Below are 26,444 nucleotides of genomic sequence, written 5' to 3' on the forward strand. Positions count from 1 at the left end.
TCTGTCACGTTGCCCTGCTTAGCGCAGGGTTGCCCCTGTTGCTTTGGCGACAGCGGCCACAATACGCTCGGAAACAGCTTCCAGTTCCGCATCCGTCAGGCTTTTGTCCACGGGCTGCAAGGTGACTTCCACCCCCATGGAACGATGCCCTTCCGGCACATGCTCACCTTCATACAGGTCAAACAGGCTGACATCGGACACGAGATTGCGGTCCGCACCCTTCACGGCTTTCAGCAGCTTTTCACCCGGCACGTCGCGCGCCACCACAAAGGCAAAGTCACGCCGCACAGGCTGGAAGGCAGAGAGTTTCGGCGCGGATTTCCGGCGGCGCTTCGGTTCCGGCACGGCATCCAGCAGGATTTCAAATCCCACGACCGGCACATCAATGCCTTCCGCCTGCAACAGAGACGGATGCAGCTCACCAAAGTAGCCCAGCACCATTTTCGGCCCCTGACGCAGCACGCCAGACCGGCCCGGATGATACCATGACGGCGCATCCGGCGTCGCACTCAGCCCCTCAACCGACACACCAAGCTGTGTGAGCAGTTCCAGCGCATCCGCCTTGGCCGTCCACAGGGACACAGCCGTGCTGACCTGCCCCGGATAACGCGGCGTATGGCCAGCGCGGAGGCCCGCGGCAATCTGCTGCTGCCCGTCTTCCGAGAACCCGGCCCCAATTTCAAACAGCCCGATATCCGCCCAGCCCCGCGCAGCATTGCGCTGGCTGGCTGCAACCAGATTGACCATGGGCGTGGGGCGCATCTGGTCCAGATCAGATGCAATGGGGTTCAGCAGCCGCAGGGAGTCCGGTGCGCCACCAAAGCGCAGCGCATCCTCATGTGAGACGAAGGAGAACCCAACCGTTTCCACCAGTCCACGTGCAGCCAGAACCCGACGCGCCCGCGCAGCCCGCACCTGACGCGGCGTAAGAGCCACAGCAGGCACTACGCTGACAGACGGCAGCGGCACAGGCGGCACAGCGTCCAGCCCTTTCAGGCGCAGCACTTCTTCCACCAGATCGCTCTCGGCTTCAATCAGTTCCACACCTTCGGCAGCACGAGCGGCCTGATCAGCAGGCAGATCCTGCCCCTGAGCCAGAACCGGCTTCTGAGCAATATCATTGCGCCAGGACGGCACGCTGGCCCGCACATGGGTCTCGGTCTTTTCCTGAACCTCAAAGCCAAGCTTTTCCAGCAGGGCGATGCTGTCCTGCGCAGGCACATCCAGCCCACCCAGATCCCGCACCCGGTTGAACCGCAGCGTAGCTTCCCGCTGCCATGCGGGCTGCTCACCAGCGGAGACAACCTCACTGGCTTCACCGCCGCACAGCTCAATAATCATGCGGGTTGCAGCTTCCATAGCTGCAACGGGCAGAGCCGGGTCCACGCCGCGCTCAAAGCGATAACTGGAATCAGAAGATAGCCCCAGACGGCGGCAGCTCAGAGCAATATGCACGGGGTCAAACAGCGCACATTCCACGAACACGTCCGTCGTGCCCTCATCCGCACCAGAGGCGTCGCCGCCCATAATGCCCCCAACGGACTGCACGCCGTTGGCATCGGTAATCACGCAGTCATCCGGCGTGACCGTATAGTCCTGCCCGTCCAGCGCCTTAAAGGTCTCTCCGGCACCGTGACACAGGGTCAGACGGCTACCTGAAAGTTTTTTAACATCAAAGACATGCAGAGGGCGACCAAGATCAAAACAGAAGTAATTGGTAATATCCACCAGCGTAGAAATAGACCGCAGACCAATGCTTTCCAGCTTGCGGCGCAGCCATTCCGGGCTGGGACCATTCTTCACGCCCCGCACGGTGCGACCAAGCACCCACGGGCAGGCTTCCGGGTAGGAATTTTCCCATGTGATGGGGGACTCAAACGTCCCTTCAACCGCCTCGGCCATCCATGGCCGCAGCGTGCCCAGACCAGCTGCAGCGAGGTCACGCGCAATCCCACGTACGCTCAGCGCATCGCCACGGTTGGGGGTGATGGCGATTTCAATCACCACGTCGTCCAGACCGGCAAAATCGGCATAGGACTGACCGGGGAGTGTATCTTCCGGCAGTTCCGCAATACCGCCGGTATCTTCCCCCATGCCCAGCTCACGCAGGGAGCACAGCATGCCGCCGCTGGCTTCCCCACGGATTTTGCCTGCCTTGATGGTGATATCCAGCCCCGGCACATACGTGCCCGGTTTTGCAAAAATGACTGCCAGACCGGCGCGGGCGTTCGGCGCGCCGCACACAACCTGCACATCAGTCATGCCCGGCCCGGCATCCACGCGGCAGACCTGCAAGCGGTCCGCGTTCGGGTGCTGGGTGGCTTCCAGAATACGGGCGGTCAGGAACGGCTCAAGCGCCGCACCGGGGTTTTCCACCCCTTCAACCTCAAGGCCAATCTGGTTCAGTTTGGCGCAGATTTCCTCAACCGTGGCTGAGGTTTCAAGATGGTCATACAGCCATGAAAGCGTAAATTTCATGTCTTACACCCCTTCGTGCAGCAGTGCGGGCGCAAGCGGGTCAGACCCGTAATGACGCAGCCAGCGAATATCACTCTCATAGAACGAACGCAGATCGGGAATGCCGTTCTTCAGCATGGTCAGGCGCTCAACGCCCATCCCGAAGGCAAAGCCCTGCCATTCACGCGGGTCCAGACCACAGTTGGCCAGCACGCGGGCGTGAATCATGCCGGAGCCCAGCACTTCCAGCCAGTCTTCCCCGCCACCAATCTCACCCGTGCGGCGAGACCAGCCGATATCCACTTCCATGGAAGGCTCGGTAAACGGGAAGTAGGAGGAGCGGAAGCGTACCGGCAGATCCGGCTTGTCAAAAAACACCCGCAGGAACTCAATCAGGCAGCCCTTGAGGTGCCCCAGCGTAATGCCCTGCCCGACCACCAGACCTTCGCACTGGTGGAACATGGGGGAATGGGTCGCATCATGGTCAGCACGATAGGTGCGGCCGGGGCAGATCACGCGGATCGGCGGCTTCTGGCTGAGCATGGTGCGGATCTGCACGCCAGAGGTCTGGGTGCGCAGTACGCGCGCAACATCCAGCCCCGGCACGGGCGGCAGATAGAACGTGTCATGGTCGGTCCGGGCGGGGTGATGGTCCGGCGTGTTCAGGGCGGAGAAGTTATGCCAGTCCGTCTCGATATCCGGCCCTTCCGCCACACTGAAGCCCATGGCCCCGAAAATGGCGGTCATTTCTTCCACAGCGCGGCTGATGGGGTGAATAGACCCCTGTGCCGTCACGGGTGGCGGCAGGCTGACATCCACACGCTCGGCAACCAGACGGGCTTCCAGCGCTGCGGCTTCCAGCTCACGCCCACGGTCTTCAATGGCCCGCGTCAGGTCATCGCGCAGGCGGTTGAGCGCCACGCCACGCGCCTTACGCTCGTCCGGGGCCATTTTCCCCAGCGCCTTGAGCAACGCCGTCAGGCGGCCTGATTTACCCAGTGTGCCAACACGCACGGCATCCCATGCCCGCATATCGGCCGCACCGGCCAGTTCCGACAGGACGTCCTGCCGGAGAATCTCAAGATCGTCGCTCATGAAACCTCACACGAGAGGGGAAAATGCTAGGAGGCGGATACCCGCTCAGCCGCGCAGAGAAAACCCCTTAGCCAGAAAAACAGCCGCCGGAACAAAAAAGGCCGCCCTTGCGGACGGCCTTTTTCAGGACAAATCGGCCAGAAGCCTCAGGCAGCCAGAGCGGCCTGAGCTTTCTTCACGATTTCCGCAAACGTTGCGGCGTCATCAAAAGCGATGGCGGCCAGAACTTTACGGTCGATTTCAATGCCAGCCTTGTCCAGACCGTTGATGAAACGGCTGTAGGTCAGGCCGTGCTCACGCACAGCAGCATTGATACGCTGGATCCACAGAGCGCGGAATTCGCGCTTCTTGTTCCGGCGATCGCGGTATGCGTACTGGAGAGACTTTTCAAGCCGTTCCAGAGCAATGCGATAGTTTGTAGAAGACCGGCCACGGAAGCCCTTGGACATGTCCAGGACTTTTTTGTGACGAGCGTGGGTTGTTACACCGCGTTTTACACGTGCCATATCTCAGATGCTCCTCAAACCAGCCCGTAGGGTGCCCACTGCTTGACGGTACGACCGTCCTGCGGTGTCATCACCTGTGCGCCACGGTTGGTGCGCTTCATTTTCTGCGGACGCTTGATCATGCCGTGACGTTTACCGCACGGACCTGAGAGCACCTTGCCGGTTGCGGTGATTTTGAACCGCTTTTTGACCGACGACTTGGTCTTCATCTTGGGCATTTCTTTACTCCTGAAAGCTCGAACCGCGCCCCTCTGTTGCCAGAGCGGCAAAACACGGCCGGGCATGCCCCACAAGCCCGGACGCGTGTAACGAAGGCGCTGACATAACGGAAAGTGCGGAGAGTTTCAAGCGGCATCTCACCGGGATTTTTCTGCGCAACCATGGTATGGTTCCTCATGGTCAGGCCTTTCCCGCCCGCAAACCGGGCACCGCACCCTGTGTACCACAGCCCTCCAGCGCGCTGTGATTGAAAGATTTTTAGCCTGCACCAGATCTGCCTGAAAACAGAACGAGGTACGCCAATTTCATGATTGCCCTTTCCAATACCACCCTCAAACAACTTCCGCCGCAGGTTCTCACCCCCGCCTATGACCGCCAGAAGACCACACCGGGCATTGCCCATCTGGCCGTCGGCAACTTCCACCGGGCACATCAGGCGCTGTATGTTGATCGGGTATTGGCACGCCCCGGCCAGCAGGACTGGGCCATTGTGGGCGTAGGGCTGCGTGATAATACGCGGGAAACCCGCCGCGCCGCCATTATGGCGGAACAGGATGGCCTGTATACGCTGACGGAATTTGCACCGGACAACACGCACACCATCCGCGTTCTGGGCGCTATTACCGAATATGTGCAGGCCGCAAAGGATCGCGCCGCCGCCATCAAACGGCTGGCTGACCCGGCCATTAAAATTGTCAGCCTGACCATTACAGAAGGCGGCTACTACGTAGATGCCAGCGGCAAATTCATGCTGGATGATCCCGCTATTGCCGCGGACCTCAAGCGCGACGTGCCGGAAACCGCTTTCGGGCTGGTGACGGAAGCCCTGCGTTTGCGCCGGGAGAGTGGCATCGGCCCCTTCACCGTCATGACGTGTGATAATCTGCGCGATAACGGCACCGTCGCCCGCACGGCGTTCTGCACCTTTGCGGAAGCGCGGGACCCGGCTCTGGGCGCGTGGATCAAGGAAAACGTGACTTTCCCCTCCACTATGGTGGACCGCATCACCCCGTCCGTTTCCGAGACCGACATTGCCCGGCTGGACGATATGAGCGGCATTGCGGACCAGATGCCGCTGTTTGCGGAAGACTTCACGCAGTGGGTCATTGAGGACAAATTCTGTGCAGGTCGCCCGGAACTGGAAGCCGTTGGCGTGGAATTTACGGATGATGTTGGCCCGTATGAGCAGGTGAAACTGCGCATGCTCAACGCCTCCCACTCCATGCTCGCCCTGCCCGGCGTGCTGATGGATTATGACACCGTGCCGCACGCCATGGCTGACGCCGGACTCGTCACCCTGCTGGAGCAGTTTCTGGCAAATGATGCCAGTCCGCTCATCACTCCGCCCAAAGGTGTATCCCTCAGCGACTATGCGCGTCAGGTTCTGCACCGCTTCCGCAACCCGGCTGTGGGAGACCAGCTTCTGCGCATTGCGTCAGATAGCGCCTCCAAGCTGCCGGTTTTCTGGACCGACACCGTCAAAGGCGTCCTGAAAGACGGCAAAGACCATCGGCGTGTTGCCTTTGGTGTCGCCTGCTTCTTGGAATATCTGCGCGGCGAGACGGAAAGCCACAAAACCTACAAAATTGCCGAGCCGGGCCTGCCTGATGCCGCCAAAGATCTGGCGCTGAAAGACGATCTGGCCGCAGGCCTGACCATGCCGGTCTTCTCTGGCTGGGATCTGGACCAGTATCCGGCGTTTGTTGAGGATGTAACCAAACTGCGCAGCAGTATCCGCACGCACGGCGCGCGCCAGACACTTAAAGAACTCGGCCTGTAATTCTGTTATAACACTAAAGTTCTGCTCGTTTTTTCGGGCAGAACTTTTCCTGCAGGCAACTACACTGCGTAAACAAGCCAAAACCGCTCACAAAAACAGGGGTTTCCGCACGCAGTGGGCGCATGTCTTACATGCAAAAGAGCCCCCGTCGATATAGAGAAAAATACAGTCAAGGGGGAAACTGGCTGATTTCCATAACATTATCGTGTTTCAAATAAATCTTATTCAGATTTCTCTGCTTTACGCACAAACCTATGCGTTTATTTGCAGGCCAAATCCAGATAAGTTTTGTCCACTATTAAATAACAGACCTTCAGACGGCAGGTTCCCGGACCTCCCGAAGAGGAGGGACTGGATGTTTTCAGTCTTTCAGCTTCGGCTGGCTGTCGTATGCACAGGATTGGGGGTAGAGTGATCAAACGTCTCTTAGCAGGAGCTGTCGGGGCTGGTGTCCTGGGTGGGCTCGGGTTTCTGTATTATGCATGGTATCCGCCGATTGCCACGATAGAGCCGCCGGCGGCCAGCAGCTTTTCAGCCGAGCAGATTGAGCGCGGCCGCATTGTTGCCGCTGAAGGCTATTGTGCGGAGTGCCATACCCGCACAGATAATGGCGGCGGCCCTGAGCTTGCCGGTGACTACAAGATGGAAACCCCGTTCGGGGCCATCTATTCCTCCAACATTACCCCTGACCCTGAAATGGGCATTGGCGCGTGGTCGGAAGAGGCTCTGCGCCGCTCCCTGCGCTATGGTGTCTCCCGTCAGGGCGTGCATCTGATCCCGGCTTTCCCGTACGATCACTTCACCAAAATGACGGATCAGGACATTTCTGATCTGTATGCCTTCCTGATGACACGGCCTGCCGTGCACATGTCCCGCCGCCCGAACGAACTGCCGTTCCCCCTCAGCCTGCGTATTTTCCAGGCTGGCTGGAAGCTGATGTTCTTCACCCCCGGCGTCTACAAACCCGACCCCAGCCATGATGCGCTGTGGAACCGTGGTGCCTATCTGGCCGAAGGCAATGCCCACTGTGGTGCATGCCATACGCCGCGTAACCTGATGGGTGCTGAAAAGAAGGGCTCCATGTATGACGGCGCTGTTGTTGATGCGTGGATTGCCCCCCCGCTGAACGACAAGAACCCGACCCCGACCACATGGACGGAAGACGAGCTGTACCAGTATCTGCGCTTTGGCGTAGCCCCGCTGCACGGCCCGGCTGGCGGCCCGATGTCCCCCATCCCGCACCGCTTCCTCTCTCAGGTGCCGGATTATGATGTGCATGCCCTTGCGCATTACTATGCGGACGTGGACCACGCTGCGGAACGTCAGGGTCATGACAAAGCGGCTCTCGCCCGCGCCATGGAACAGTCCAAAAAGGACCTGATCGGCCCGAACACGCTGGACCCGGATGCCCGCCTGTATCAGGGCGCCTGTGGCGCCTGCCATTACAACGCAGCCCCCATGCCCGTCCTCGGCCGCCCGGATCTCGCTCTGAACAACGCGCTGTGGCTGGATGAACCGACCAACCTTTATCAGGTCATGCTGCACGGCCTGACGGCTGAAGAAGGCCAGTCCGGTGTCGCCATGCCCAGCTTCTATAACGCTCTGTCCGATGCAGACATGGCCCGCATTGCTGCCTATCTGCGCCGCACACGCACCACGCTGCCGCCCTGGACAGATCTTGAGAAGAAAGCTGCGGAAATTCGCAAGACCGTTAAAACCCTTCCCGTTAACTCTTCTCACTAAGGCGGCACACGGAGCCACTCATGATTAAGTTCAAACTCAATGGCCGTGACGTTTCCGTCGATGTGCCAGAAGATACCCCCCTGCTCTGGGCCCTGCGTGACGAGCTGGACCAGACAGGCACAAAATTTGGCTGTGGCGTTGGCCAGTGCGGTGCCTGCACCGTGCATGTGGGGGGCCGCGCCACCCGCTCCTGCATCACGCCGATCAGCTCCATTGAAGGCGCTGAGATCACCACGATTGAAGGGCTGCACCCCGAGGGTGAACACCCCGTGCAGCAGGCATGGCGGGATATTCAGGTTCCGCAGTGCGGTTACTGCCAGTCCGGCCAGATCATGCAGGCTGCCAGCCTGCTGAAGGACTATCCGGACCCGACGGATGAGGAAATTGACGGCGTGATGGGCGGCAGCCTGTGCCGCTGCATGACCTATGTCCGCATCCGCAAGGCTATCAAGAAAGCCGCCGCCGCCATGCGTGAGGAGAAATCTAATGGGTAAACTGGAACGCATTGCAGCCCGGCAGGACCGTGCGGCCGGGCGTGGCCCGACCCGCCGTGGTGTGCTGCTGACAGGCCTTGGCTCGGCGTTCATGTTCGGGTTCGCGCGGGAGGCTTCTGCCGCGCAGACCTACCCGCAGAATGCCAGCCTGCCCGGCAACGGCGCGTTTGAACCGACTGTCTGGTGCTCTGTCGGCCCGGATGGCGTGGTGAACGTCAACATCATCCGCGCAGAAATGGGCCAGCATGTTGGCACCGCCCTCGCCCGTATTATTGCGGACGAAATGGAAGCCGACTGGGACAAGGTCCGTATCACCTATGTGGATACAGACCCCAAATGGGGCCTGATGGTCACCGGTGGGTCATGGTCCGTATGGATGACATGGGATGTCTTCCGTCAGGCTGGGGCCGCAGCCCGCACCGTGCTGGTGGAAGAAGGCGCCAAACTGCTTGGCACCTCCCCCGCCAACTGTATTGCGCGTAATGGCCGCGTGATTGCCGGCAGCCGCTCTGTCTCCTTTGGTGACATTGTCAGCCACGCCCGCCCCACACGCTCCTTCAGCCCGGATGAGATGGCCAAGCTGCCGCTCAAACCCGCCTCTGAACGTCGCCTGATTGGTAAAGACGTCAAAGCGCTGGATATTCCGGCCAAGACTGACGGCACCGCCATTTACGGCATCGACGCCAAGCTGGAAGGCATGGTGTATGCGCGGCCCAAGCTGCCGCCCACGCGCTATGGCTCCAAGGTTGTCTCCGTTGATGATAGCGAAGCCAAAAAGATCAAAGGCTATATCCGCTACATCGTTCTGAACGATCCGTCCGACACGGTGCCCGGCTGGGTTGCTGTTCTGGCCTCCACCTATCCGGCCGCCATCCGCGCAACCGATGCGCTGAAGGTCACCTGGACGCCGGGCAAGACGGCCAATGTCTCGGAAAAAGACATTATCGAACACGGTCGCAAGCAGATTGCCGAGAAAACCGGCGGCTCCTGCGTGTTCAATGATGATGGCGTGGATGAAGCCTTCGCGTCTGCCAAACACGTGTTTGAGCGCACCTACACCTGTGCATCCGTGCTGCACTATCAGCTTGAGCCCATGAACGCTCTGGCCCGCCAGCAGGACGGCAAATGGGAAATCCATTGCGGTAACCAGTGGCAGTCCCTGTTCCTGCCGGTTATCGCCAAGGCATTGCAGGTTAAAGAGACCGACGTTGTTATGCGCAGTTACCTGCTGGGTGGTGGCTTTGGCCGACGCCTGAACGGGGATTACGCTGTTCCTGCCGCGCTGATTTCCAAGGAACTCGGCGGCAAGCCGGTCAAACTGATCCTGACCCGCTCTGACGATATGCAGTTTGACTCCTTCCGCTCCCCGTCCATCCAGACGGTGCGTGTGGCTATGGATGACCAGAAGGCCCTCAAAGGCTGGCAGCACCATGCCTCTGCAGGCTGGCCGACCGGCGTGATGGCTTCGGCCTTCATGGAAAAAGGTGCAGACGGCAAACCTTACGATCAGTTCGCCATTGCTGGCGCTGACCACTGGTATGATGTCGGGCCGATGCGCGTGCGTGCGCTGGATAATGATCTGGCTGACGCCACGTTCCGTCCGGGCTGGCTGCGTTCCGTGAGTTCCGGCTGGACGCCATGGGCGCATGAAGCGTTTCTGGATGAACTGGCCCACGAACTCGGGCATGACCCGGTTGAGTTCCGCATCTCCCTGCTGACGGCCAAAGGCCGCAATGCAGGCAAGGCACCGGACTCTGTTGGGGGCGCGACCCGTCAGGCCAACGTGCTGAAGCGTCTGGTTGAAAAATGCGGCTATGGCAAAGCCCAGCTGCCGAAAGATACGGCCATTGGCATTGCCACCACCTTCGGTCAGGAACGCGCCATGCCGACCTGGACGGCAGGTGCCGTGCAGGTGCATGTGGACCGCAAAACCGGCGTTGTGACCTGCCAGAAAATCTGGCTGGTTCTGGATGCTGGCACGATTGTTGATCCCGATGGCGCTATGGCCCAGACGGAAGGTGGTGCTCTGTGGGGCCTGAGCATGGCGCTGTTTGAGAACACCGAAATCGAAAACGGCAACGTGCGCGACCGCAACCTGAACACCTACACCCCGCTCCGCATTACCGACATCCCGGAAATGGATATCGAGTTTGTGGACAGCACCGAAAAGCCCATGGGCCTTGGTGAACCGGGTGTAACCACCATTGGCGCGGCCATTGCCAATGGCGTATTCAATGCCGTGGGTGTCCGCCTGCGCCACCAGCCCATCCGCCCTGCGGATGTTCTGAAAGGCCTTTCCGAGAAAAAGCCCGCCTGACGCAGGCTTTTTCCTGAACGGATAAGACGGTTACAAAAAACCGGTGCGCTGTTTTCAGCCGCCGGTTTTTTTTATGCGCCAAGCTCTAAAAGGCGACTGTGAAAGACAACAGTCGGCCCATAAAAAAAGCCCTCCAGACCGTTTAGGACCTGAAGGGCTGCTCTATTCATCTGGAACGACCAGTTATCTGGCGCGACCAACTAAAGAAAATCCAAAAACCGGAAATCCTGTCTCAGACTTTCAAAGACGCCGCCGCAGACCGGATCGCCCGCGCCATGGCTTCCACTCCGTTGCCACGGTTGGTAGAAAGCGCCTGCACCAGCCCGAGGTCCCGCAAAAAGTGCGGATCTGTCGCCATGATTTCCTCACAGGTGCGGCCGGAATAAACCCGCAGGAGGAGTGCGACCAGACCGCAGACAATGGCCGCGTCGGACAATCCTGCGAAGTAGAGCTTTCCGCCCTCTTCCCGTGCTTCCAGCCACACCTGGCTCTGGCAGCCTGGAACGCGGTGCTCATCATTGCACCATTCCGGCGGGAATGGCGGCAGCTTGCGGCCCATCTCAATGATGTACTGGTAGCGTTCCATCCAGTCATCAAAGACTTCAAGCTCGTCACGGATCGCTTCAATCGCCTCAGCGGCAGTATCTTCTTCGGGCAGTAAAAAGGGTGCGTTCATTACAGAATAAACCGGCTGAGATCGCCCTTGCGGGCCAGAGGAGCAACTTTGTCCTGAACCAGAGAGGCTTCGACGTGAATGACCTCGCCCTTCCGGTCAGACGCTGTGAAGGAGATTTCCTCCAGCAGCTTTTCCAGCACCGTGGCGAGACGCCGGGCACCAATATTTTCCACGCGATCGTTGATATCGGCGGCCAGTTCGGCCAGCGCTTCCACAGCGCCGTCCGAGAAGGTCAGCGTCACGTTTTCCGTGCTGAGCAGAGCGATATACTGCTTGAGCAGAGAATGCTCAGGGTCCGTCAGAATACGGCGCAGATCCTCACGAGAAAGCGGCTGAAGCTCAACGCGGATCGGCAGACGCCCCTGCAATTCTGGCAGAAGGTCAGACGGTTTAGCCAGATGGAACGCGCCGGATGCAATAAACAGAATATGGTCGGTTTTCACCGCCCCATATTTGGTAGAAACGGTCGTGCCTTCAATCAGCGGCAGCAGGTCACGCTGCACGCCTTCGCGTGAGACATCACCGCTGCGTCCACCACCATCGGCAGCACGACCGCAGACCTTGTCGATCTCATCCAGAAAGACAATGCCGTTTTCCTGCGCATGCGCCACGGCTTCCCGCGTCAGCGCTTCATTATCCAGCATCTTGTCGGCTTCTTCACGCTCCAGATACTCCCGCGCGGCTGCCACTTTCAGGCGGCGCTGCTGGGGTGTCTTGTTCATGAAGGTCTTCATCATTTCGCTGAAGTTGATGACCTGTCCGGGCATCATCCCCGGCATTTCACCACCGCCGGCGGGGGCTGCTTCCACAACAGCCACCTCAACGTCTTTATCTTCCAGCTGGCCATCCCGCAGCATGGTGCGGAACTTGTTCTTGGTCTCAGCCGAGGCACTGGCACCAACCAGTGCATCCACCAGTCGGTCTTCCGCAGCCTGCGCGGCACGGGTGGCAACGTCCTTGCGTTTGACCTCGCGCAGCATGGTGATGGAGGCTTCGACCAGATCGCGCACGATGCTTTCCACATCGCGCCCCACATAGCCCACTTCCGTAAACTTGGTGGCTTCCACTTTCAGGAACGGGGCCTGAGCCAGTTTGGCCAGACGGCGGGCAATCTCAGTTTTACCGCAGCCAGTCGGGCCAATCATCAGGATGTTTTTGGGCACCACCTCTTCACGCAGCGCTTCCGGCAACTGCGCACGCCGCCAGCGGTTGCGCAGCGCAATAGCCACAGCACGCTTGGCGTCAGCCTGCCCGATAATAAAGCGATCAAGCTCCGAGACAATTTCCCTCGGAGAAAATGTCGGTGCGTCCATCAGGAAGAAGCCTTGTCGGTTGAAGGAGAAGCCGTCAGCGTTTCCACCCGCACGGAGTGATTGGTATACACGCAGATATCCCCGGCAATTTTCATGGAACGACGCACAATTTCCTCGGCATCCAGATCCTCGACCGTCAGCAGCGCACGGGCGGCCGAGAGGGCAAAATTTCCGCCGGAGCCAATGGCGATAATGCCATCTTCAGGTTCCAGCACGTCACCATTCCCCGTCAGCGTGAAGGAGTGCTCCGCATCGGCCACAGCCATCATGGCTTCCAGCCGCCGCAGGTAGCGGTCTGTCCGCCAGTCCTTGGCCAGTTCCACACAGGCGCGTTCAAGCTGATTGGGGTAGCGCTCCAGCTTGCCTTCCAGCCGCTCCAGCAGGGTGAAGGCATCTGCCGTTGCTCCGGCAAACCCGGCCAGAATGGAGCCAGAGGGGCCAATACGCCGCACCTTGCGGGCGTTGCCCTTGATGACGGTCTGGCCGAGCGTCACCTGCCCGTCCCCGGCCATGGCCACTGTCGGGCCGCGCCGGACACAGAGGATGGTTGTCCCGTGCCATCCGACGGGATCATGCGAGGAGGAGGCTGTCTGAAAGCTTTGCATGGTAGAAAGAGATAAGCCTTCCTGCCGCCAGCACAAGAGGCCAGCAGGCAGGAAACCGCTCGTTATGCGGCCAGCATAGCCCTGACATCCCCCAGCAAGGCATCCCGCGTGTAGGGTTTGTGCAAAACCGTAACCCCTTCCGGCAGCGAGGCAAGGTCGGCATAGCCGGTTACAAACAGGACGGGCAGTTCTGGCCGCACGTCATGCAGGCGGCGGGCTGCTTCATCCCCATTCATGCCCGGCATCATCACGTCCATCACCACCAGCGCAATATCCGGCTTGTCGCCCACCACACTCAGGGCCTCAGCACCACTGGCGGATTCCAGCACGTCATACCCGGCCCGGCGCAGGAAGCCTGCCGTCACGGCCCGCACACCCGGTTCATCATCCACCACAAGAATGGTCTTGCCGGACTGAACCGGCGGCAACGTCTGAGGGGGCACCGGCCCTCCGCGCACAGGTCGAACCGGTGTGACCGGCGCGCGCTCTTCCACCATGGCGGGCAGCCAGAGTTCAATGGACGTGCCACCACCGGGCACGCTTTCCACCCGCACTTCCCCACCGCAATGGCTGATAAAGCCGTAGATCATGGACAGGCCCAGCCCTGTACCCTGCCCGATGCCCTTGGTGGTGAAGAACGGATCAAAAATGCGGGCCTGCATTTCTTCCGTCATACCCACACCGCGATCCATCACCTGCACCACCACCCAGGCTTCCCCGTGGGTGGCGCTGCCCGTCAGGCCCAGAGGCCGGTTTGCCTGCCGGACGGAAACCGTAGTCGCCCCGCCTTCGGGCTGCGCATCCAGCGCGTTGACGCACAGATTGAACACCGCCAGTTCCAGCTGTGTGGCATCCGTCCACACCACCGGCAGCGGCGTAGATGGGATATCAAACTGCACAGTGCTGATGCGGCTGCTGGAGGAAAGTGCCGCCGCCCCCAGCACGGCCTGAATTTCATCCGGCACTTTACCCTGCGTCATGAAACTTTGCAGAGATGCCATCAGATCCCGCAAATCAACCTGCTGGCACACCAGATGGCGCGGCCTGCTGAAGTCCAGAAGTTTCTGCGTCAGCGCACCACCGCGTCGGGCCGCTTCCAGCGCGTTATGGAACAGGCGGGAGACACCCGGCTCTTTGGGTGGCTCCAGATCCATCACCAGTTCAAGCGAGCCGAGAATAGCCGTCAGCAGGTTATTAAAATCATGCGCAATGCCGCCTGCCAGCGTGCCAATGGCCTGCATTTTTTCGGCCTGACGCAGGCGCTGCTCCATCGCCAGCAAATCGGTCACATCCCGATCAATCAGGATGGAATAGTTTTCCAGAGCAGAGGCCCCGGCAGCCAGGGTTCCGTCCGGCGCACCATCCAGCCGCACGCGCGTCAGATCATGCCAGCGGGCCTGTCCATCCGGTCCGACCAGTTGCAAAACCTGCTGGTCCCGCCCGGAAGAGTCCAGAACCCTCTGCGCATCCTTCAGGCTCTCCAGACGCGTGGCATCCACCAGTTCTTCTTCCGTGTGGCCTTCACACGCATCCACACTCCGCCCGAACTGCTGCGCCATCTGCCGGTTCAGGCGGATAAAGCGCCCGGACTGCTCCTTGAACGCCAGACCAAACGGCAGATTATCCAGCAAGCCGCGCAGCAAAAGCTGTTCACATTGCAGCTCTTTTTCCAACCGGTAACGAGACGCCGCCTGCCCGACCATGGAGAGCAGCGTTTCATCATCCCACGGCTTGTACGCAAAAAAGGAAATCTGCCCCTGATTCAAAGCGGCTTCCACCGCCGTGATATCCGCATACCCCGTGAGCAAAATAGCCCCGGCGGAAGAGAGCAGTCTGGCGCGCGCCAGAAACACGTCCCCCGTCATGCCCGGCATCCGCTGGTCGGACACAATGACGGCAACGTCAGAGCGTTCCTTCAGCAGCGCAAGCCCGCGCTCCCCCGACGAGGCAGGGAGAACCTCATACGTGTCTTCCAGCAGATCCGTCAGAGCGACCAGAATCTCTGGCTCGTCATCCACAATCAGGACAACGGACCGCTTGTCAGGTTCAGGCAGCATGAGTGCGCCTCTCCTCTTCGGCCCGATAGGGCACACGCAACGTAAAGCAGGCTCCGCCATTTTCGCGCGCATCGGTCACAACAATACTCCCGTCATGGGCCTGTACAACGCCATACGCTGTCGCCAGTCCCAGCCCTGTCCCCGAGCCTACAGGTTTTGTTGTGAAAAACGGTTCAAAAACGCGTTCCTGAAGATCCTGCGGCACACCCGGTCCTGTATCACTAATCCTGATCACGTAATCCTGTCCGGCATGCGTGGTTGCGGGCTCCAGAGTAGACGTGATTTCAATCCGGTCTTCCTCGCCCGCGGGCTGCCCGGATGCCTCTTGCTCTCGCTGCTTTTCCATAATGGCGTCGGCAGCATTGCTGACGATATTCATGACAACCTGGTTCACCAAAGCCGCCTGACAGAACAGGTCCGGCGGTGCATCCAGAGCGCACACCACCCGAATATTCTGCCCAAGTTTGGGGGCCAGCAAAGTCAGCACCATGCTGATGGCATCCGGCACATCCAGACGGCTGAACTCCCCTTCCTCCAGCCGGGAGAACCGCCGCAGGCTAACAACCAGATCCCGCATGCGGGAGAGCCCGACGAGAGACGCGGCCAGACGTTCACTGCTTTTGGCCAGCGCCTGCTCCGCCGTCAGGCTATCGCCTTCGCGCACGGCGTTCAGGGCGCGGGTAATACTGCGGTTGACCGTGTTTTCATGCGCCAGAACAAACGCGAGCGGGTTGTTGAACTCATGCGCAATCCCTGCCGCCAGTTCCCCCAGCGAGGCCATTTTAGCCGACTGCACGAGCTTGGCCTGCGCCTCGATCAGCTTGCGGTTGGCTGCTGCCAGATCCGCATTTACGCGCCGCAAGGCATCCGCCAGCGCCATACGGGCACGCGCACTTTCAATATGCGCCTCTTCCCGCCGGGTTTCATCCTGCACCATCTTGCGGCGCACAAGGCTGCCAATGCGGGCTACCAGCAGATCCGGCGCAATATCCGTATCCACCAGATCCTCCACCCCGGCGGTAAAGGCCATGCTGGCCATCTGCCCGGATAGCTGGCCACCATCCACCATCCCCAGCACACGCATGCACTGCCGGGTTCTGCGCCGCATGGCCACAACGGTGTGGGCAAAGGCCAGCCCGTCAAAGACCGGGCAGCCCAGATCCACCACCAGACAATCCGGCTGATCTTTCCCACCGGGCCAGTTCGTCAGATTAAAATCATCGGGATCATCAATCAACACGACGCTGGCGCCATTCCGCCGCAGCAGCTCTGACAGAACAGGCGGCGTATCCCGCCCCTTCCCCCGCCAGGACCACAGCAATCCACCAGGAGCCGTAACAATGGCCACACAGGGCTGGCGGAACGTCCCCCCCATGCGGGACAGCGGGTCTTCCTCCTGCTCCCGCAGGAGAGTGCAGATCCGAAACATCAGGAAAGCCGGCTCAGTCTGGCTGCTCAGGCAGGCATCAGCTCCTTGCTCCAGAATCAGGCGCTCCTGCTCCGGGTTCTGCGTTTCCACCAGCACCAGAACGGGGATGCCCCGCGTCACCGCATTCAGCCGCAGGCGCTGGCACAGTTGTGCGGCGGACATATCCGGCAGCGCGGCAGGCACCACCAGCAGGTCCGGCAACTGATCCTCAAACCCTTCAAACGCCTGACGACCGCTGAGCGCAGATCGCACCTGAAAGCCGCGCTGGTTCAAAAGCGCAGAAAACGCCTCACGCCGCTCAGGCTCCAGTCCCACCAGCAAAATATTATTCGAGCGGATCGTCATCTCAATTCCGCATCCCACACCTGTTGCCCCGGAGCGTCCATCACGTTTTCAGGTGTCCTGTTTCTTCTGCTGCCGTCTTCTACATCATGCCCCTGCCTCACGACCACAGGGGTGACGCGTTCATGAGCGTGAATTCATCTAGCCCAATCCCGGCAGCCCCGTCTGTTCGCGAATGCGTTACCTGAGCAAGAAAGACTAACGCCCACATGATTGTTATAACAAAGTCCTATAGCAGCAAAGCCACAGCCTCTGCCTTTTGCGGCAAGCCTGTGTGTGCTTGGGCGGCACTTGTGTATAATCCTGTCCAATCTGTGCGTGCCTGTTGGTTTCTGACCGCCGCCGCACCCTGTTTTTACTGGCTGAGGACACACCAGACCTATGGACCACACCCCCAACCGCGCTGATGCTCAGCGGCCCCTTTCCTTTTTATCCAGCGCGCAGAGTTCTTCGCCGCTGGGGCTCAAGCTGGCCCGTGCCGGCCTGTGGTCCATCTGCTATTTTGTTTTCTACTTTATCCAGCAACTCGCAGAACTGTTTGCCCCGCTGCTGCTGATTGCTGGTGTCGCGTGGAAAGCTCTGCCTGTGCTGATTGGCGCGGTCTCTCACGTCAGCGCCTCGGCTGACCCGCAGGCGCGTGACGCCATTGCCAACGTCGCCTCCGCCATTCCGGAACAGCTCACCATGGCAGGCCACACGCTGACAGCCAGCGGCATGATCTGGGACGGCATTCTTCTGATGGGTCTGGCCGCTGCCGGTGCGACACTGGCCACCCTAGCCGGGCGCAATATGTAAAAGGTACCTCAGCCCGGTTGATGCAGCCGGGCTGCCGCAGGCCAGACCTGCACAATATCCTGCCACCAGAAACTGACTGACAGGACCACCAGCACAGCCACCACGCCGCTGGCCATCCATGCCCACCGCCAGAACCTGTCCGTCAGCATCAGTTCTCGTAAAGCGGGCATTCTTACCTCTTGCTGATTAATTAGCCGATTGGCTTCAGGGCTCGAATCGGAGGGCTACTCTGGCAACGTGTTTGCCGAGCCAGCCCCGGCAGCCCCCTTTATACACAACGGACCGGACGCCACGCCAGACCGGAAGCCCCGGCCTGCTATTTTAGCGTTCCCCCACGGCTTCTGATCGACAGCACCACCTTCCCTCCGTTACACTTGATCCCATGCGTAACCCCCGTCCTTCCTGTCTGCTGCCGCGTGGCAGAACCGTGCTTTCACTATGATTCGTCTCACCAACGTCTCATGGCGCAGGGAGCGCAAGGCCAGCACCCCCGTGCTCTCCAATCTGTCTTTTGAAGTGCCTCAGGGCGGCTTCCGCTGGCTGCTTGGCCCGTCTGGCGCGGGCAAGACCAGCCTGCTCAGCCTGCTGCATGTGGAAAGCCTGCCTTCCGATGGCACGCTGTGCCTGCTGGACAAGGATGTGACAGCCCACACACACCGTTCCGTTCTGGTGCGCCTGCGGCAAAGAATCGGCATGGTGCATCAGGATTTTCGGCTGATGCCGGACCTCTCCGTGGCCGATAACGTCGCACTCCCCATGCGCCTGCAACACAGACCGGAAGATGAAATTACGGATGAAGTGCAGTCCATTCTGAAATGGGTGGGCTTAGGCGACCAGCTGGGCGTCCGCGCCTCCCGCCTTTCTGGCGGTGAGCAGCAGAGAACCGCCATTGCCCGCGCCATTGTGCATCGCCCCGGCCTGATTTTGGCGGATGAACCCACCAACGCGCTGGAAGAACCGCAGGCGCACAAACTGCTGGATATGTTCAGTGAACTGAGCAGCATGGGCACCACCGTGATTGTCGCCACCCATAATGAGGCACTGGTCCGCCGCCTGCCCCGACCGGCCTTAGTGCTGGAACGCGGCCGCCTTGTGCAGGATGGAGCCTGAGCCGTGGCCCTTCCCTTTTCTGGCCGTAAAGACGGTCTCTCCCTCTCAGAAGCACTGCCGGACAGAAGCCTGTTCATTCTGGTCGCTATGATGAGCTTTCTGGCCGCCCTGACGCTGACGGGCGCGACCGGTGCCCGCACCCTCTCCACCCGCTGGGCAGGCGGTGCTGCGCAGTTGCTGACCATTCAGGTCTCCGAACCCGACCAGCCCCTTGCCGTAACCAGTAAAGCCGACAAGACCGCCCAGCCAACCCGCGCCGATGCCGTGCTGGCAGACCTTGCCACCCTGCCCACCGGCACACAGGTCCATCGGCTCACGCAGGACGAACTGGCCAGACTGCTTACCCCCTGGCTGGGCGATGCGGGCAAAACGGCTCTCCCCCTGCCTGCCGTTATTGAAGTGCGTCTGGCCGAGGGGCAGGAAGCCCCGACTAATCTGGAACAGACGCTGGACGCGCATGTGCCCGGCACAGTGGTGGAACATAATGCGGAATGGAGCACCCGCCTGCGGGCTCTGGCCCAAAGCCTGCTGGCCTGCGCTGCTTTAGCACTCGCAACAGTCGGCGGCATTGCCACCATGATCACCGCTCTGGCCACAAAAGCGGGCCTGTCCACTCGACGTGATATTATTAAAATCCTGCACGGGCTAGGGGCGACAGACAGCTACATTGCCGGGCGCTTTGCATGGCGCACGGGCGGCCTGGCACTTGGTGGCGGCCTGCTCGGCACTCTGCTGGCCATGGCCCCGCTGCTCCTGCTGTTCAGAATGGCTGCCCCGTTTGCGGCCTCCACGCTACAAGCCGCCAGCACAACCATGCCGGACTGGCGCACTCTGCCGGACCTGCTGCCCGGTGACATGCTGATCGGCCTCGCCGCCCTGCCGTTTGTGGCCGCCTTTATTGGCTGGGTGACGACACAGTTTATGGTCCGCGTCTGGCTCCGACGGCTCCCATGAGACACGAGGCCGATCGTCCTCATCGCCCCTCACGCCTGTCTCGCTTCATCTTCTGGTGGGTTAAAATGGGGCTGCTGGCCAGTCTGGCACTCTGCGGGGCGTTTGGCTGGTTTGTATATGACGCGCTCAAGCCTGCACCGGACAACATGCCACACACCGATGGCATCGTCGCACTCACAGGTGGGCAAGGCCGCGTGGATACGTCCCTGCGCCTGCTTATGCAAAACCGAGGCGATAAACTGCTGATTTCCGGAGTAGACCCACAAGCCACCCAACAGGACCTGCTCCCCCCGCACCTGCCAGAAAGCCTCAAGGACCGCGTAACCCTCGGCTATCTGGCCCGCTCCACTATTGAAAATGCGAGCGAGACAGCCGCATGGGTGGTGGACAACCATGTCCACACGCTCACGGTCGTTACGGCAGGCTACCACATGCGCCGCGCTCTGGTGGAACTCCGCCGCACCCTGCCGGGCGTCACCCTCTACCCCTACCCGGTTATTCCCCCAGCCCTCGAACACCCCTTCGAGACCTCAACCCTGCAACTCCTCCTCCGAGAATTTGCAAAATGGCTCGGCGCACTAGCAGGTTTTGCGCATAACCCGTCGCATGCTGCGGGGTGAATGTAAGTGACTGAGGGAATGTCTGATTAGGGGGGGAAATCAGACTGTCCGTTCTTGAAAGACCAGATCAACAAACCGACGGATGTACTATACATTAAGGAATATGAAATCTCCGTCGCAGTTCCGTAGAAAACCACCCAATCAGTTGTTCTTCACGACTACGATTAGATATTCGAACTTCAAAAATGGGCATTGCTTTATGGGCATTCAAAAGTTTTGGTATATCACTGTGGGATGTATTGGAAACAAGCGCCTTGACTGAAGTGCTAAATTCGGAATTAAGACCTATAAACTCACGGCCTATGCTTAAATTAAGTGTAACACCATAAAATTTGCATTCTATAAAAGCGTGAATTTTGTTTTGTGATGGATCAACTTGAAGAATACGACACTTCACGGCCTCTTCTTTATCAACGATACATACATCCAGCTCATGCAATACACTTGAACGTCCGCGAACTCGAATACCATTTTGAACTTCAAACTGTCGTCCAGGGCATATTGCATTTATAAAAGTTGAGGGCGTGGTAGGACTATGGATTTTTCCAGGACCAAATCTGAATATTAAATTATTTGTTTTCTGATCATTAAGGTCACGGGCTTCAATTACTGCCCCAATATTACGGAGAGCCTCAAGTAAGCACATCAGAATGTAGATTTCATAAACTTTCTCGATTACGCCGCGCGATGCCAGAGAGGGACTGGCAGCTTTTAAGTTGGAAAGTTCGGTTCTTATACGTGCTAGATATCCTGAACGAGGACTAATCGCCATCTTTAAGAATCTCCTTGGACGGTAGCGACATCATCTCTAAAAGCAAACCTTGAATGACAATTAGTTTCTTTTTAATACTGTCAAGGTCAACTGTATATAATTGAAATTCCTCATTGCTTTCATCATCAACTAAATGCAATTCAATGTCAGAGGCACTCTCATTGAGGTGGATTGTATTTGCCCTCTTTAAAATCTCGTTTATGTTGTTGGAAACCTCATACGTATACGTCTCAAGGGTTTTATTTATAATATTTATCTGTTCATCTAAAGTAAATGGTGACAGCTTCATTCGTGTCTTCTCGCCAGAAGCTCGCACATCAGAAGACGAAATTTTTTCTCCCAATTTAAATGTAAGTTTTCCTTCTATTTTAGATTGATTAACGATAAACGTCTCTGGTTTTCCACCATTAATAACCTCTTCTATTTCCTCTCCAATCCACGCCAATTCAATGCTTTCTAATAAAGAAATCACTTCTGAAACCAAAGGGTCAGGCAGAAAACTCATCTCTTTTTCACCAAAAATAATTATTTATTATCTTATCAACTAAGATGCACAAAATCACAATATGTCAGTCTCTTCATTTTCAGCATACCAATTATTGCTAACCACTGTCTGTTTTTCGATTGAGGACAATCTGCCTTATGTCAGAAATGAGGGCGAAAGCAGACCAGCCACTTTCACTCACTCTTTAAGCCTCCCTCACATCCCATTCAACACCCCCGCATGATGCCGAATATGATCAGCCGCAAAACTCTGCACAAACCAGTACGAATGGTCATGCCCGGCATGGCGGCGGAGGCGGAGGGACTGGCCTGCTTTGCGGGCAGCCTCTTCCAGTAGTTCCGGTTTGAGCTCGCGTTCCAGAAACTGGTCGGCCTCGCCCTGGTCAATCAGAATATCCGCCGGGTGGCGGTAGCCATCTTCCAGCAGGCAGACGGCATCTTCCCGTCGCCATGCCTGCCGGTCTGGCCCCAGGTAGCCGGTAAAGGCTTTCTCACCCCACGGCACGGCAGCCGGATGCACAATGGGCGCAAAGGCCGAGATGGATTTCCAGAACTCCGGTGCCCGCAGCCCGTGCACCATTGCCCCATGGCCGCCCATGGAATGCCCCATAATGCCGCGCCGCGCGCCATCCAGCGGGAAGAGCTGTTCTGTTAAGGCAGGCAGTTCCTGCGCAATGTAGCTGCCCATGCGGTAATGGCGGCTCCACGGTTCCTGTGTCGCGTCCAGATAGAACCCGGCTCCGGTGCCAAAATCCCAGCTATCCTCCTCACCTGGCACCTTCGCCCCGCGCGGCGAAGTATCCGTCGCTACCAGAGCAATCCCCAGTCGGGCGGCTTCAGCCAGCGCATGGGCCTTGATAAAGAAGGTTTCTTCCGTGCAGGTCAGCCCCGCCAGCACATGCACCACCGGCACAGGCCGCGCCGCCGTAGCACCGGGCGGCACAAACACGGCAAAGCGGGCTTCCAGCCCCAGCACGTCGGACTGATGGCTGTAAAAGCCAACACGCCCCCCGTGGCACAGGTGCTCCGATCTGGTTTTCAGCATGCTGCTGGTCGTCATCAGCCCGACACTCCTTACTTTCCCCAAGCCACAGCGCAAATGCTCTGCCGCCCTGACGTAATACAACCACGATAATCCGCTTTTTAACGGGAGGGCCAGAGCTGTTCTCGTGTCCGGAGTCACAAGAAAATCATGACGATTTTTTTAAAAAGCCCTCCCACCCCCGCCACACACGCGCCAGACCATGCTATTGTCCCATTTTACGCGCTACAGCATTGCATCCAAGGAAACCCTTTGGGGGCTAAGCTGTTAAGCAACATTGCTTTTTACGGTCCGGCCCCGGTGCCTGACCCCAGATAGAATGGAGATTTAATGGATGATCGTTGACCAACGGATCGGCCTGCGCATCATCAGTAAAGAAATTTTTGGTGTTATCCTGCTTATGGCGGCGTGGGATCTCATCGTGGTTATCCTGTTCCAGGTGTTCCATCAGGAATGGATGGAGCAGCCAAGCCTGCCCACATCGCTCATTGGCTCAGCGCTGGCCCTGTTCATGGGCTTTCGCAGCAACAGTGCGTATGCCCGCTGGTGGGAGGCTCGCACCCTGTGGGGCTCCATTACCAACAATAGCCGCTCCTTCGGCCGACAGGTCGGCACCCTGCTCAAGGACCGCCCAGACCTGATGATGGGCATGGCCGCCTATCCGCATGCCCTACGCGGCGCGCTGGGGAATGTGGATGTTTCTGCCGACGTCAACCGCCTGCTCCCGCCGGAAATGGCAAAGGCCATTGCAGGCTGGCGCAACCAGCCTAACGCCATTCTCTATCAGCTCGGTCTGGGCGTGAGTGATGAAGTGGCTAAAAAGGGCATTGATGGCGCAGTGCATGGCCAGATTGACCGCATCCTCTCGGACCTCGCCAATGCGCAGGGCGGGCTTGAGCGTATTCGCAACACGCCGTTGCCCATGCAGTTTTCTGCCCTGCCCCGTGCTCTGGTGAACGTCTTCTGTATCGTTCTGCCGCTATCCATGGTGCAGACGCTGGAATGGATTACGCCGCTGGGTTCATCTCTGGTGGGTATTCTGTTTCTGGTGCTCGATAAAAGTGCGAATGACCTGCAGGAGCCGTTTGCCAGCACGCCGCACGCCCTCCCCATGGCCGCAATGGCCCGCACGATTGAGATTGATGTGGTCCAGCCCACAGGTCTGCCGCTGCCGCCGCCCATCACCGCAGTAAACGGCATTCAGCCCTGATCTGCGGCTCCATCTGCCATACGGGCCTGTCAGCCGTTTTGGAAGACAGGCCACGGAAATTGTGGTATAAGGTTTGGTTATGAGCACATTCAGAACAACTCCGAAAGGCGGCGTGACAGACGCAATGGCACGCACTGCCGCCGCAACAACCGCAGCGCAGGCCAAAACCAAAATTAAAGATGACGACCCCTTCCAGGAAGGTGACGCCATTGTCTATGCCGCCCATGGCGTGGGCCGTGTAGACCGCATCGGTGTTGACGAGATTGCCGGGACCAAGCTGGAAGTGATTCAGATCTCCTTCCCCGGCAACCAGATGACCCTGCGCATCCCGCTGACAAAAGCCCGTAAAGCTGGTCTTCGCAAAATCGTCTCGCGCGAGATTGTGGACAAAGCCATGGCCATCATCAAGGGCAAGCCGCATGTCAGCAAAGGCATGTGGGCCCGCCGCGCTGTTGCGTATCAGGAAAAGATCAACTCTGGTGATCTGGTTCAGATCGCCGAAGTGCTGCGTGACCTGCGCCGCAATGTGGACAGTCTGGACGGCAGCTTTAGTGAACGGAAGCTGTTTGAAGCCGCTCAGGAACGTTTTGTGGCGGAAGTCGCTGTTCTTGAGAAAAAAGACCCCACGGAAGTTCTGGACTCCCTCACGGCTGTGATGAAAGCAGCCTGAGGCTCCCGCTCCAGATCTGACGCAAAAACCCGGTCCGGCCCAGTGCCTGACCGGGTTTTTTGATGGCGGGTGCGCTTCCTCTTTTCAGCACTGCATCAGCGCAGTAGGCTGGCGGCCATGACGCGCAAAGCCTCCTCCCCCGCACATTCTGCGGTTCCTGATCCTGCCATTCTGCGCCGGGCGCTGAGTGAGATCAAAGCCGGGCACTTTGAAAGCACTCTGAAGGCCCTCAGTCCCTACGCCAGCAGTGGGGAGAATTCCGTTGATATAGTACGCGCCTTCTGTCTGGCAGGAACCAATAAGCCGGAACAGGCTGCGGAACTTCTGTGCCGGGTTGCACAGAAAAGCCCCACCACCGTTCACCCCCTGCAGGACCTGAGCGACATCATGGCGGAGCTGGACCGCAGGCCGGATGCCGTTGCGACCTGCCGTGCCGCGCTGAAGGTCACCCCGCAGGATGCCCGTATTTATGACGTGCTGGGCGGCGTGCTGACCCAGATGGGCCTGTTTGACGAGGCCGTTGAAACCCTGCGCCACTCCATCGCCCTCCGCCCCAATGCCACCTATTCCTACAACATGCTGGCTATGGCGCTGACGGAGCGCGGAGATATGGCCGAGGCTCTGAGCGTGCTGGAAGGCGTGCTGGCGGAAAACCCGGAACACGCCGGCACCCTCTCCAACATCGGCTGCATTCTGGCAGGAGAAGGCCGGTTTGAGGACGCTCTGAACGCCTACCGCCGCGCCATTGTCTACCGCCCCACAGATGCTCAGATCCGCCTGAACCATTCCATCACCCTGCTCAAAGCCGGACGCTATGCACAGGGCTGGGCCGAGCATGAATGGCGGCTGAAGCTGCCGGGCCACAGCAGCCTGCCGCAGGACCGCCTGCTCCCCTCCCTCGGGCCGGACACAGACCTGACCGGCCAGCGCGTTCTGGTCACGCAGGAAGAAGGTCTGGGCGATACACTGATGTATCTGCGCTATGTGGAACCGCTGGCCCGCCGGGGCGCGCATGTTCACCTCTGGGTGCCGGATACGTTGGAAGATCTCTGCCGCCGTCTTGAAGGCGTTGGCACCGTGCAGGTGGGAGGCGAGGTGCCGCCGTATGACTGGCATTGCCCCTTTATCAGCCTGCCCCGCGTTTTTTCCGCCACGCCGGATGCCATGGGCGCTCCCGTCCCGTATCTGAAAGCCGACCCCGACAAGGTCAAAGAGTTTGCCGAACTCCTGCCCGACAATCACAAGCTGAATGTCGGCGTGATCTGGGGTGGTGCGCCGCGCCCTAACCTGATTGGCCCGCATATGGTGGACCGCAGGCGCTCCATGAGCCTGAAAACACTGGAACCGCTCAGCGCTATTCCCGGCATCAACCTCATCAGCCTGCAAAAAGGCCCTTATGCGGACCAGATGCTGGACCCGCCGCGTAACATGACGCTGTATGACCCCACGGATGACCTGCATACCATGGACGATACAGCCTCGCTCATGATGTCACTGGATGTGATTGTGTCTGTCGATACCTCGTCCGTCCATCTGGCCGGGGGGCTGGGCAAGCCAGTTATCATGATGGATCGGTATGACAATTGCTGGCGCTGGTTGCATGGGCAGGACACCAGCCCGTGGTACCCAACCATGCACATTGTCCGGCAGACCACGCCCCGCAGGTGGGATGATGTTGTGAAAAAGGTCGCGGAACGCCTGCGCGTTATGGCCGCCTACCGCGCCTGACGCAGC

The 26,444-nt window shown here is 59.1% G+C and carries 24 protein-coding genes; 11 read left to right on the forward strand and 13 right to left on the reverse strand.

Translation table 11 applies throughout. The annotated features are described in order from the left end of the window. Nucleotides 1-18 precede the first annotated feature (18 nt). The 4 genes from pheT to rpmI form a co-directional block, all read right to left on the reverse strand. A complete protein-coding gene (pheT, locus tag AD930_RS16080) occupies nucleotides 19-2,478 on the reverse strand; it encodes a phenylalanine--tRNA ligase subunit beta (RefSeq protein WP_061507054.1) in 2,460 nt (819 codons plus the stop codon). Between the two features lie 3 nt (nucleotides 2,479-2,481). Next, nucleotides 2,482-3,552 (reverse strand): phenylalanine--tRNA ligase subunit alpha, encoded by a 1,071-nt coding sequence (pheS, locus tag AD930_RS16085; protein ID WP_043552380.1) that lies wholly within the window; start codon nucleotides 3,550-3,552, stop codon nucleotides 2,482-2,484. A gap of 146 nt (nucleotides 3,553-3,698) precedes the next feature. Then, the gene (gene rplT, locus AD930_RS16090) at nucleotides 3,699-4,058 is read right to left on the reverse strand and encodes a 50S ribosomal protein L20 (RefSeq protein WP_025825489.1); all 360 of its coding nucleotides are present in this window, start codon (nucleotides 4,056-4,058) and stop codon (nucleotides 3,699-3,701) included. 14 nt (nucleotides 4,059-4,072) lie between these two features. Then, the gene (gene rpmI / locus AD930_RS16095) at nucleotides 4,073-4,276 is read right to left on the reverse strand and encodes a 50S ribosomal protein L35 (RefSeq protein ID WP_006557067.1); all 204 of its coding nucleotides are present in this window, start codon (nucleotides 4,274-4,276) and stop codon (nucleotides 4,073-4,075) included. A gap of 308 nt (nucleotides 4,277-4,584) precedes the next feature. On the opposite strand from rpmI, the gene AD930_RS16100 reads away from it, so the two are divergent. The 4 genes from AD930_RS16100 (at nucleotide 4,585) to AD930_RS16115 (ending at nucleotide 10,611) form a co-directional block, all read left to right on the forward strand. Beyond that, the gene (locus AD930_RS16100) at nucleotides 4,585-6,057 is read left to right on the forward strand and encodes a mannitol dehydrogenase family protein (protein WP_061507055.1); all 1,473 of its coding nucleotides are present in this window, start codon (nucleotides 4,585-4,587) and stop codon (nucleotides 6,055-6,057) included. A gap of 411 nt (nucleotides 6,058-6,468) precedes the next feature. Beyond that, the gene (locus tag AD930_RS16105) at nucleotides 6,469-7,800 is read left to right on the forward strand and encodes a cytochrome c (protein ID WP_043552375.1); all 1,332 of its coding nucleotides are present in this window, start codon (nucleotides 6,469-6,471) and stop codon (nucleotides 7,798-7,800) included. Between the two features lie 20 nt (nucleotides 7,801-7,820). Then, nucleotides 7,821-8,294 (forward strand): (2Fe-2S)-binding protein, encoded by a 474-nt coding sequence (locus AD930_RS16110; RefSeq protein ID WP_043552373.1) that lies wholly within the window; start codon nucleotides 7,821-7,823, stop codon nucleotides 8,292-8,294. Next, nucleotides 8,287-10,611, forward strand: a complete 2,325-nt coding sequence (locus tag AD930_RS16115; RefSeq protein WP_061507056.1) for a xanthine dehydrogenase family protein molybdopterin-binding subunit — start codon at nucleotides 8,287-8,289, stop codon at nucleotides 10,609-10,611. Before AD930_RS16110 ends, AD930_RS16115 begins: the two co-directional genes overlap by 8 nt. A 232-nt stretch (nucleotides 10,612-10,843) precedes the next feature. On the opposite strand, the gene AD930_RS16120 is transcribed toward AD930_RS16115, so the two are convergent. The 5 genes from AD930_RS16120 to AD930_RS16140 all read right to left on the reverse strand — a co-directional run bounded on the left by AD930_RS16120 (nucleotide 10,844) and on the right by AD930_RS16140 (nucleotide 17,036). Further along, nucleotides 10,844-11,287, reverse strand: coding sequence for a SufE family protein (locus AD930_RS16120; protein WP_043552370.1), 444 nt, complete (start codon nucleotides 11,285-11,287; stop codon nucleotides 10,844-10,846). Beyond that, complete coding sequence (gene hslU / locus AD930_RS16125; protein ID WP_061507057.1) at nucleotides 11,287-12,600, reverse strand: ATP-dependent protease ATPase subunit HslU; 1,314 nt, start codon at nucleotides 12,598-12,600, stop codon at nucleotides 11,287-11,289. The genes AD930_RS16120 and hslU overlap by 1 nt, the downstream gene beginning before the upstream one ends. Then, nucleotides 12,600-13,205: an ATP-dependent protease subunit HslV gene (gene hslV / locus AD930_RS16130; protein ID WP_043552367.1), complete on the reverse strand. Its 606-nt coding sequence runs from the start codon at nucleotides 13,203-13,205 to the stop codon at nucleotides 12,600-12,602. The genes hslU and hslV overlap by 1 nt, the downstream gene beginning before the upstream one ends. Nucleotides 13,206-13,267: 62 nt before the next feature. Then, the gene (locus AD930_RS16135) at nucleotides 13,268-15,262 is read right to left on the reverse strand and encodes a response regulator (RefSeq protein WP_061507058.1); all 1,995 of its coding nucleotides are present in this window, start codon (nucleotides 15,260-15,262) and stop codon (nucleotides 13,268-13,270) included. Next, on the reverse strand, nucleotides 15,252-17,036 hold the full coding sequence (locus tag AD930_RS16140) for an ATP-binding protein (protein WP_061507059.1): 1,785 nt from the start codon (nucleotides 17,034-17,036) through the stop codon (nucleotides 15,252-15,254). Before AD930_RS16140 ends, AD930_RS16135 begins: the two co-directional genes overlap by 11 nt. Nucleotides 17,037-17,414: 378 nt before the next feature. On the opposite strand from AD930_RS16140, the gene AD930_RS16145 reads away from it, so the two are divergent. Then, a complete protein-coding gene (locus AD930_RS16145) occupies nucleotides 17,415-17,828 on the forward strand; it encodes a hypothetical protein (protein WP_043552363.1) in 414 nt (137 codons plus the stop codon). Between the two features lie 8 nt (nucleotides 17,829-17,836). Here AD930_RS16145 and AD930_RS17995 read toward each other — a convergent pair whose 3' ends face one another. Next, the gene (locus AD930_RS17995; RefSeq protein WP_156102590.1) at nucleotides 17,837-17,998 is read right to left on the reverse strand and encodes a hypothetical protein; all 162 of its coding nucleotides are present in this window, start codon (nucleotides 17,996-17,998) and stop codon (nucleotides 17,837-17,839) included. A 268-nt stretch (nucleotides 17,999-18,266) separates the two neighbouring features. On the opposite strand from AD930_RS17995, the gene AD930_RS16150 reads away from it, so the two are divergent. The 3 genes from AD930_RS16150 (at nucleotide 18,267) to AD930_RS16160 (ending at nucleotide 20,512) form a co-directional block, all read left to right on the forward strand. Next, nucleotides 18,267-18,938 (forward strand): cell division ATP-binding protein FtsE, encoded by a 672-nt coding sequence (locus AD930_RS16150; RefSeq protein ID WP_061490673.1) that lies wholly within the window; start codon nucleotides 18,267-18,269, stop codon nucleotides 18,936-18,938. Between the two features lie 3 nt (nucleotides 18,939-18,941). Next, nucleotides 18,942-19,892 carry a cell division protein FtsX gene (locus tag AD930_RS16155; protein WP_061507060.1) on the forward strand — a complete coding sequence of 317 codons (951 nt, stop codon included), beginning with the start codon at nucleotides 18,942-18,944 and terminating at the stop codon, nucleotides 19,890-19,892. 65 nt (nucleotides 19,893-19,957) lie between these two features. After that, complete coding sequence (locus AD930_RS16160) at nucleotides 19,958-20,512, forward strand: YdcF family protein (protein WP_061507170.1); 555 nt, start codon at nucleotides 19,958-19,960, stop codon at nucleotides 20,510-20,512. 94 nt (nucleotides 20,513-20,606) lie between these two features. Here the strand turns inward: AD930_RS16160 and AD930_RS18000 are convergent, their stop codons facing one another. The 3 genes from AD930_RS18000 to fghA form a co-directional block, all read right to left on the reverse strand. Then, nucleotides 20,607-21,284 (reverse strand): hypothetical protein, encoded by a 678-nt coding sequence (locus tag AD930_RS18000; RefSeq protein ID WP_156477180.1) that lies wholly within the window; start codon nucleotides 21,282-21,284, stop codon nucleotides 20,607-20,609. After that, a complete protein-coding gene (locus AD930_RS16165; protein ID WP_061507061.1) occupies nucleotides 21,274-21,789 on the reverse strand; it encodes a hypothetical protein in 516 nt (171 codons plus the stop codon). The genes AD930_RS18000 and AD930_RS16165 overlap by 11 nt, the downstream gene beginning before the upstream one ends. A gap of 195 nt (nucleotides 21,790-21,984) precedes the next feature. Next, on the reverse strand, nucleotides 21,985-22,851 hold the full coding sequence (fghA, locus tag AD930_RS16170) for an S-formylglutathione hydrolase (RefSeq protein ID WP_373320514.1): 867 nt from the start codon (nucleotides 22,849-22,851) through the stop codon (nucleotides 21,985-21,987). Nucleotides 22,852-23,164: 313 nt separating this feature from the next. On the opposite strand from fghA, the gene AD930_RS16175 reads away from it, so the two are divergent. The 3 genes from AD930_RS16175 (at nucleotide 23,165) to AD930_RS16185 (ending at nucleotide 26,438) form a co-directional block, all read left to right on the forward strand. Further along, on the forward strand, nucleotides 23,165-24,040 hold the full coding sequence (locus AD930_RS16175; protein ID WP_043552354.1) for a bestrophin family protein: 876 nt from the start codon (nucleotides 23,165-23,167) through the stop codon (nucleotides 24,038-24,040). A 79-nt stretch (nucleotides 24,041-24,119) separates the two neighbouring features. Beyond that, nucleotides 24,120-24,710 carry a CarD family transcriptional regulator gene (locus AD930_RS16180; RefSeq protein WP_043552352.1) on the forward strand — a complete coding sequence of 197 codons (591 nt, stop codon included), beginning with the start codon at nucleotides 24,120-24,122 and terminating at the stop codon, nucleotides 24,708-24,710. A 117-nt stretch (nucleotides 24,711-24,827) separates the two neighbouring features. Next, nucleotides 24,828-26,438, forward strand: a complete 1,611-nt coding sequence (locus AD930_RS16185) for a tetratricopeptide repeat protein (protein ID WP_061507062.1) — start codon at nucleotides 24,828-24,830, stop codon at nucleotides 26,436-26,438. Nucleotides 26,439-26,444: the final 6 nt, after the last annotated feature.

The organism is Acetobacter malorum (genome assembly GCF_001580615.1).
Classification (GTDB): domain Bacteria; phylum Pseudomonadota; class Alphaproteobacteria; order Acetobacterales; family Acetobacteraceae; genus Acetobacter; species Acetobacter malorum.

Excerpts from the sequence above, each read along its gene's own strand:
- AD930_RS16160 (WP_061507170.1), top strand. The coding sequence starts at position 19,958 with ATGGGGCTGCTGGCCAGTCTGGCACTCTGCGGGGCGTTTGGCTGGTTT.
- AD930_RS16175 (WP_043552354.1), top strand. The coding sequence starts at position 23,165 with ATGATCGTTGACCAACGGATCGGCCTGCGCATCATCAGTAAAGAAATT.
- rplT (WP_025825489.1), bottom strand. The coding sequence starts at position 4,058 with ATGGCACGTGTAAAACGCGGTGTAACAACCCACGCTCGTCACAAAAAA.
- rpmI (WP_006557067.1), bottom strand. The coding sequence starts at position 4,276 with ATGCCCAAGATGAAGACCAAGTCGTCGGTCAAAAAGCGGTTCAAAATC.
- AD930_RS16145 (WP_043552363.1), top strand. The coding sequence starts at position 17,415 with ATGGACCACACCCCCAACCGCGCTGATGCTCAGCGGCCCCTTTCCTTT.
- AD930_RS16180 (WP_043552352.1), top strand. The coding sequence starts at position 24,120 with ATGAGCACATTCAGAACAACTCCGAAAGGCGGCGTGACAGACGCAATG.
- hslU (WP_061507057.1), bottom strand. The coding sequence starts at position 12,600 with ATGGACGCACCGACATTTTCTCCGAGGGAAATTGTCTCGGAGCTTGAT.
- AD930_RS16135 (WP_061507058.1), bottom strand. The coding sequence starts at position 15,262 with ATGCTGCCTGAACCTGACAAGCGGTCCGTTGTCCTGATTGTGGATGAC.
- AD930_RS16165 (WP_061507061.1), bottom strand. The coding sequence starts at position 21,789 with ATGAGTTTTCTGCCTGACCCTTTGGTTTCAGAAGTGATTTCTTTATTA.
- hslV (WP_043552367.1), bottom strand. The coding sequence starts at position 13,205 with ATGCAAAGCTTTCAGACAGCCTCCTCCTCGCATGATCCCGTCGGATGG.
- AD930_RS16150 (WP_061490673.1), top strand. The coding sequence starts at position 18,267 with ATGATTCGTCTCACCAACGTCTCATGGCGCAGGGAGCGCAAGGCCAGC.
- AD930_RS18000 (WP_156477180.1), bottom strand. The coding sequence starts at position 21,284 with ATGGCGATTAGTCCTCGTTCAGGATATCTAGCACGTATAAGAACCGAA.
- AD930_RS16120 (WP_043552370.1), bottom strand. The coding sequence starts at position 11,287 with ATGAACGCACCCTTTTTACTGCCCGAAGAAGATACTGCCGCTGAGGCG.
- pheT (WP_061507054.1), bottom strand. The coding sequence starts at position 2,478 with ATGAAATTTACGCTTTCATGGCTGTATGACCATCTTGAAACCTCAGCC.
- AD930_RS16100 (WP_061507055.1), top strand. The coding sequence starts at position 4,585 with ATGATTGCCCTTTCCAATACCACCCTCAAACAACTTCCGCCGCAGGTT.
- AD930_RS16140 (WP_061507059.1), bottom strand. The coding sequence starts at position 17,036 with ATGACGATCCGCTCGAATAATATTTTGCTGGTGGGACTGGAGCCTGAG.
- AD930_RS16115 (WP_061507056.1), top strand. The coding sequence starts at position 8,287 with ATGGGTAAACTGGAACGCATTGCAGCCCGGCAGGACCGTGCGGCCGGG.
- AD930_RS16110 (WP_043552373.1), top strand. The coding sequence starts at position 7,821 with ATGATTAAGTTCAAACTCAATGGCCGTGACGTTTCCGTCGATGTGCCA.
- AD930_RS16185 (WP_061507062.1), top strand. The coding sequence starts at position 24,828 with ATGACGCGCAAAGCCTCCTCCCCCGCACATTCTGCGGTTCCTGATCCT.
- AD930_RS17995 (WP_156102590.1), bottom strand. The coding sequence starts at position 17,998 with ATGCCCGCTTTACGAGAACTGATGCTGACGGACAGGTTCTGGCGGTGG.
- pheS (WP_043552380.1), bottom strand. The coding sequence starts at position 3,552 with ATGAGCGACGATCTTGAGATTCTCCGGCAGGACGTCCTGTCGGAACTG.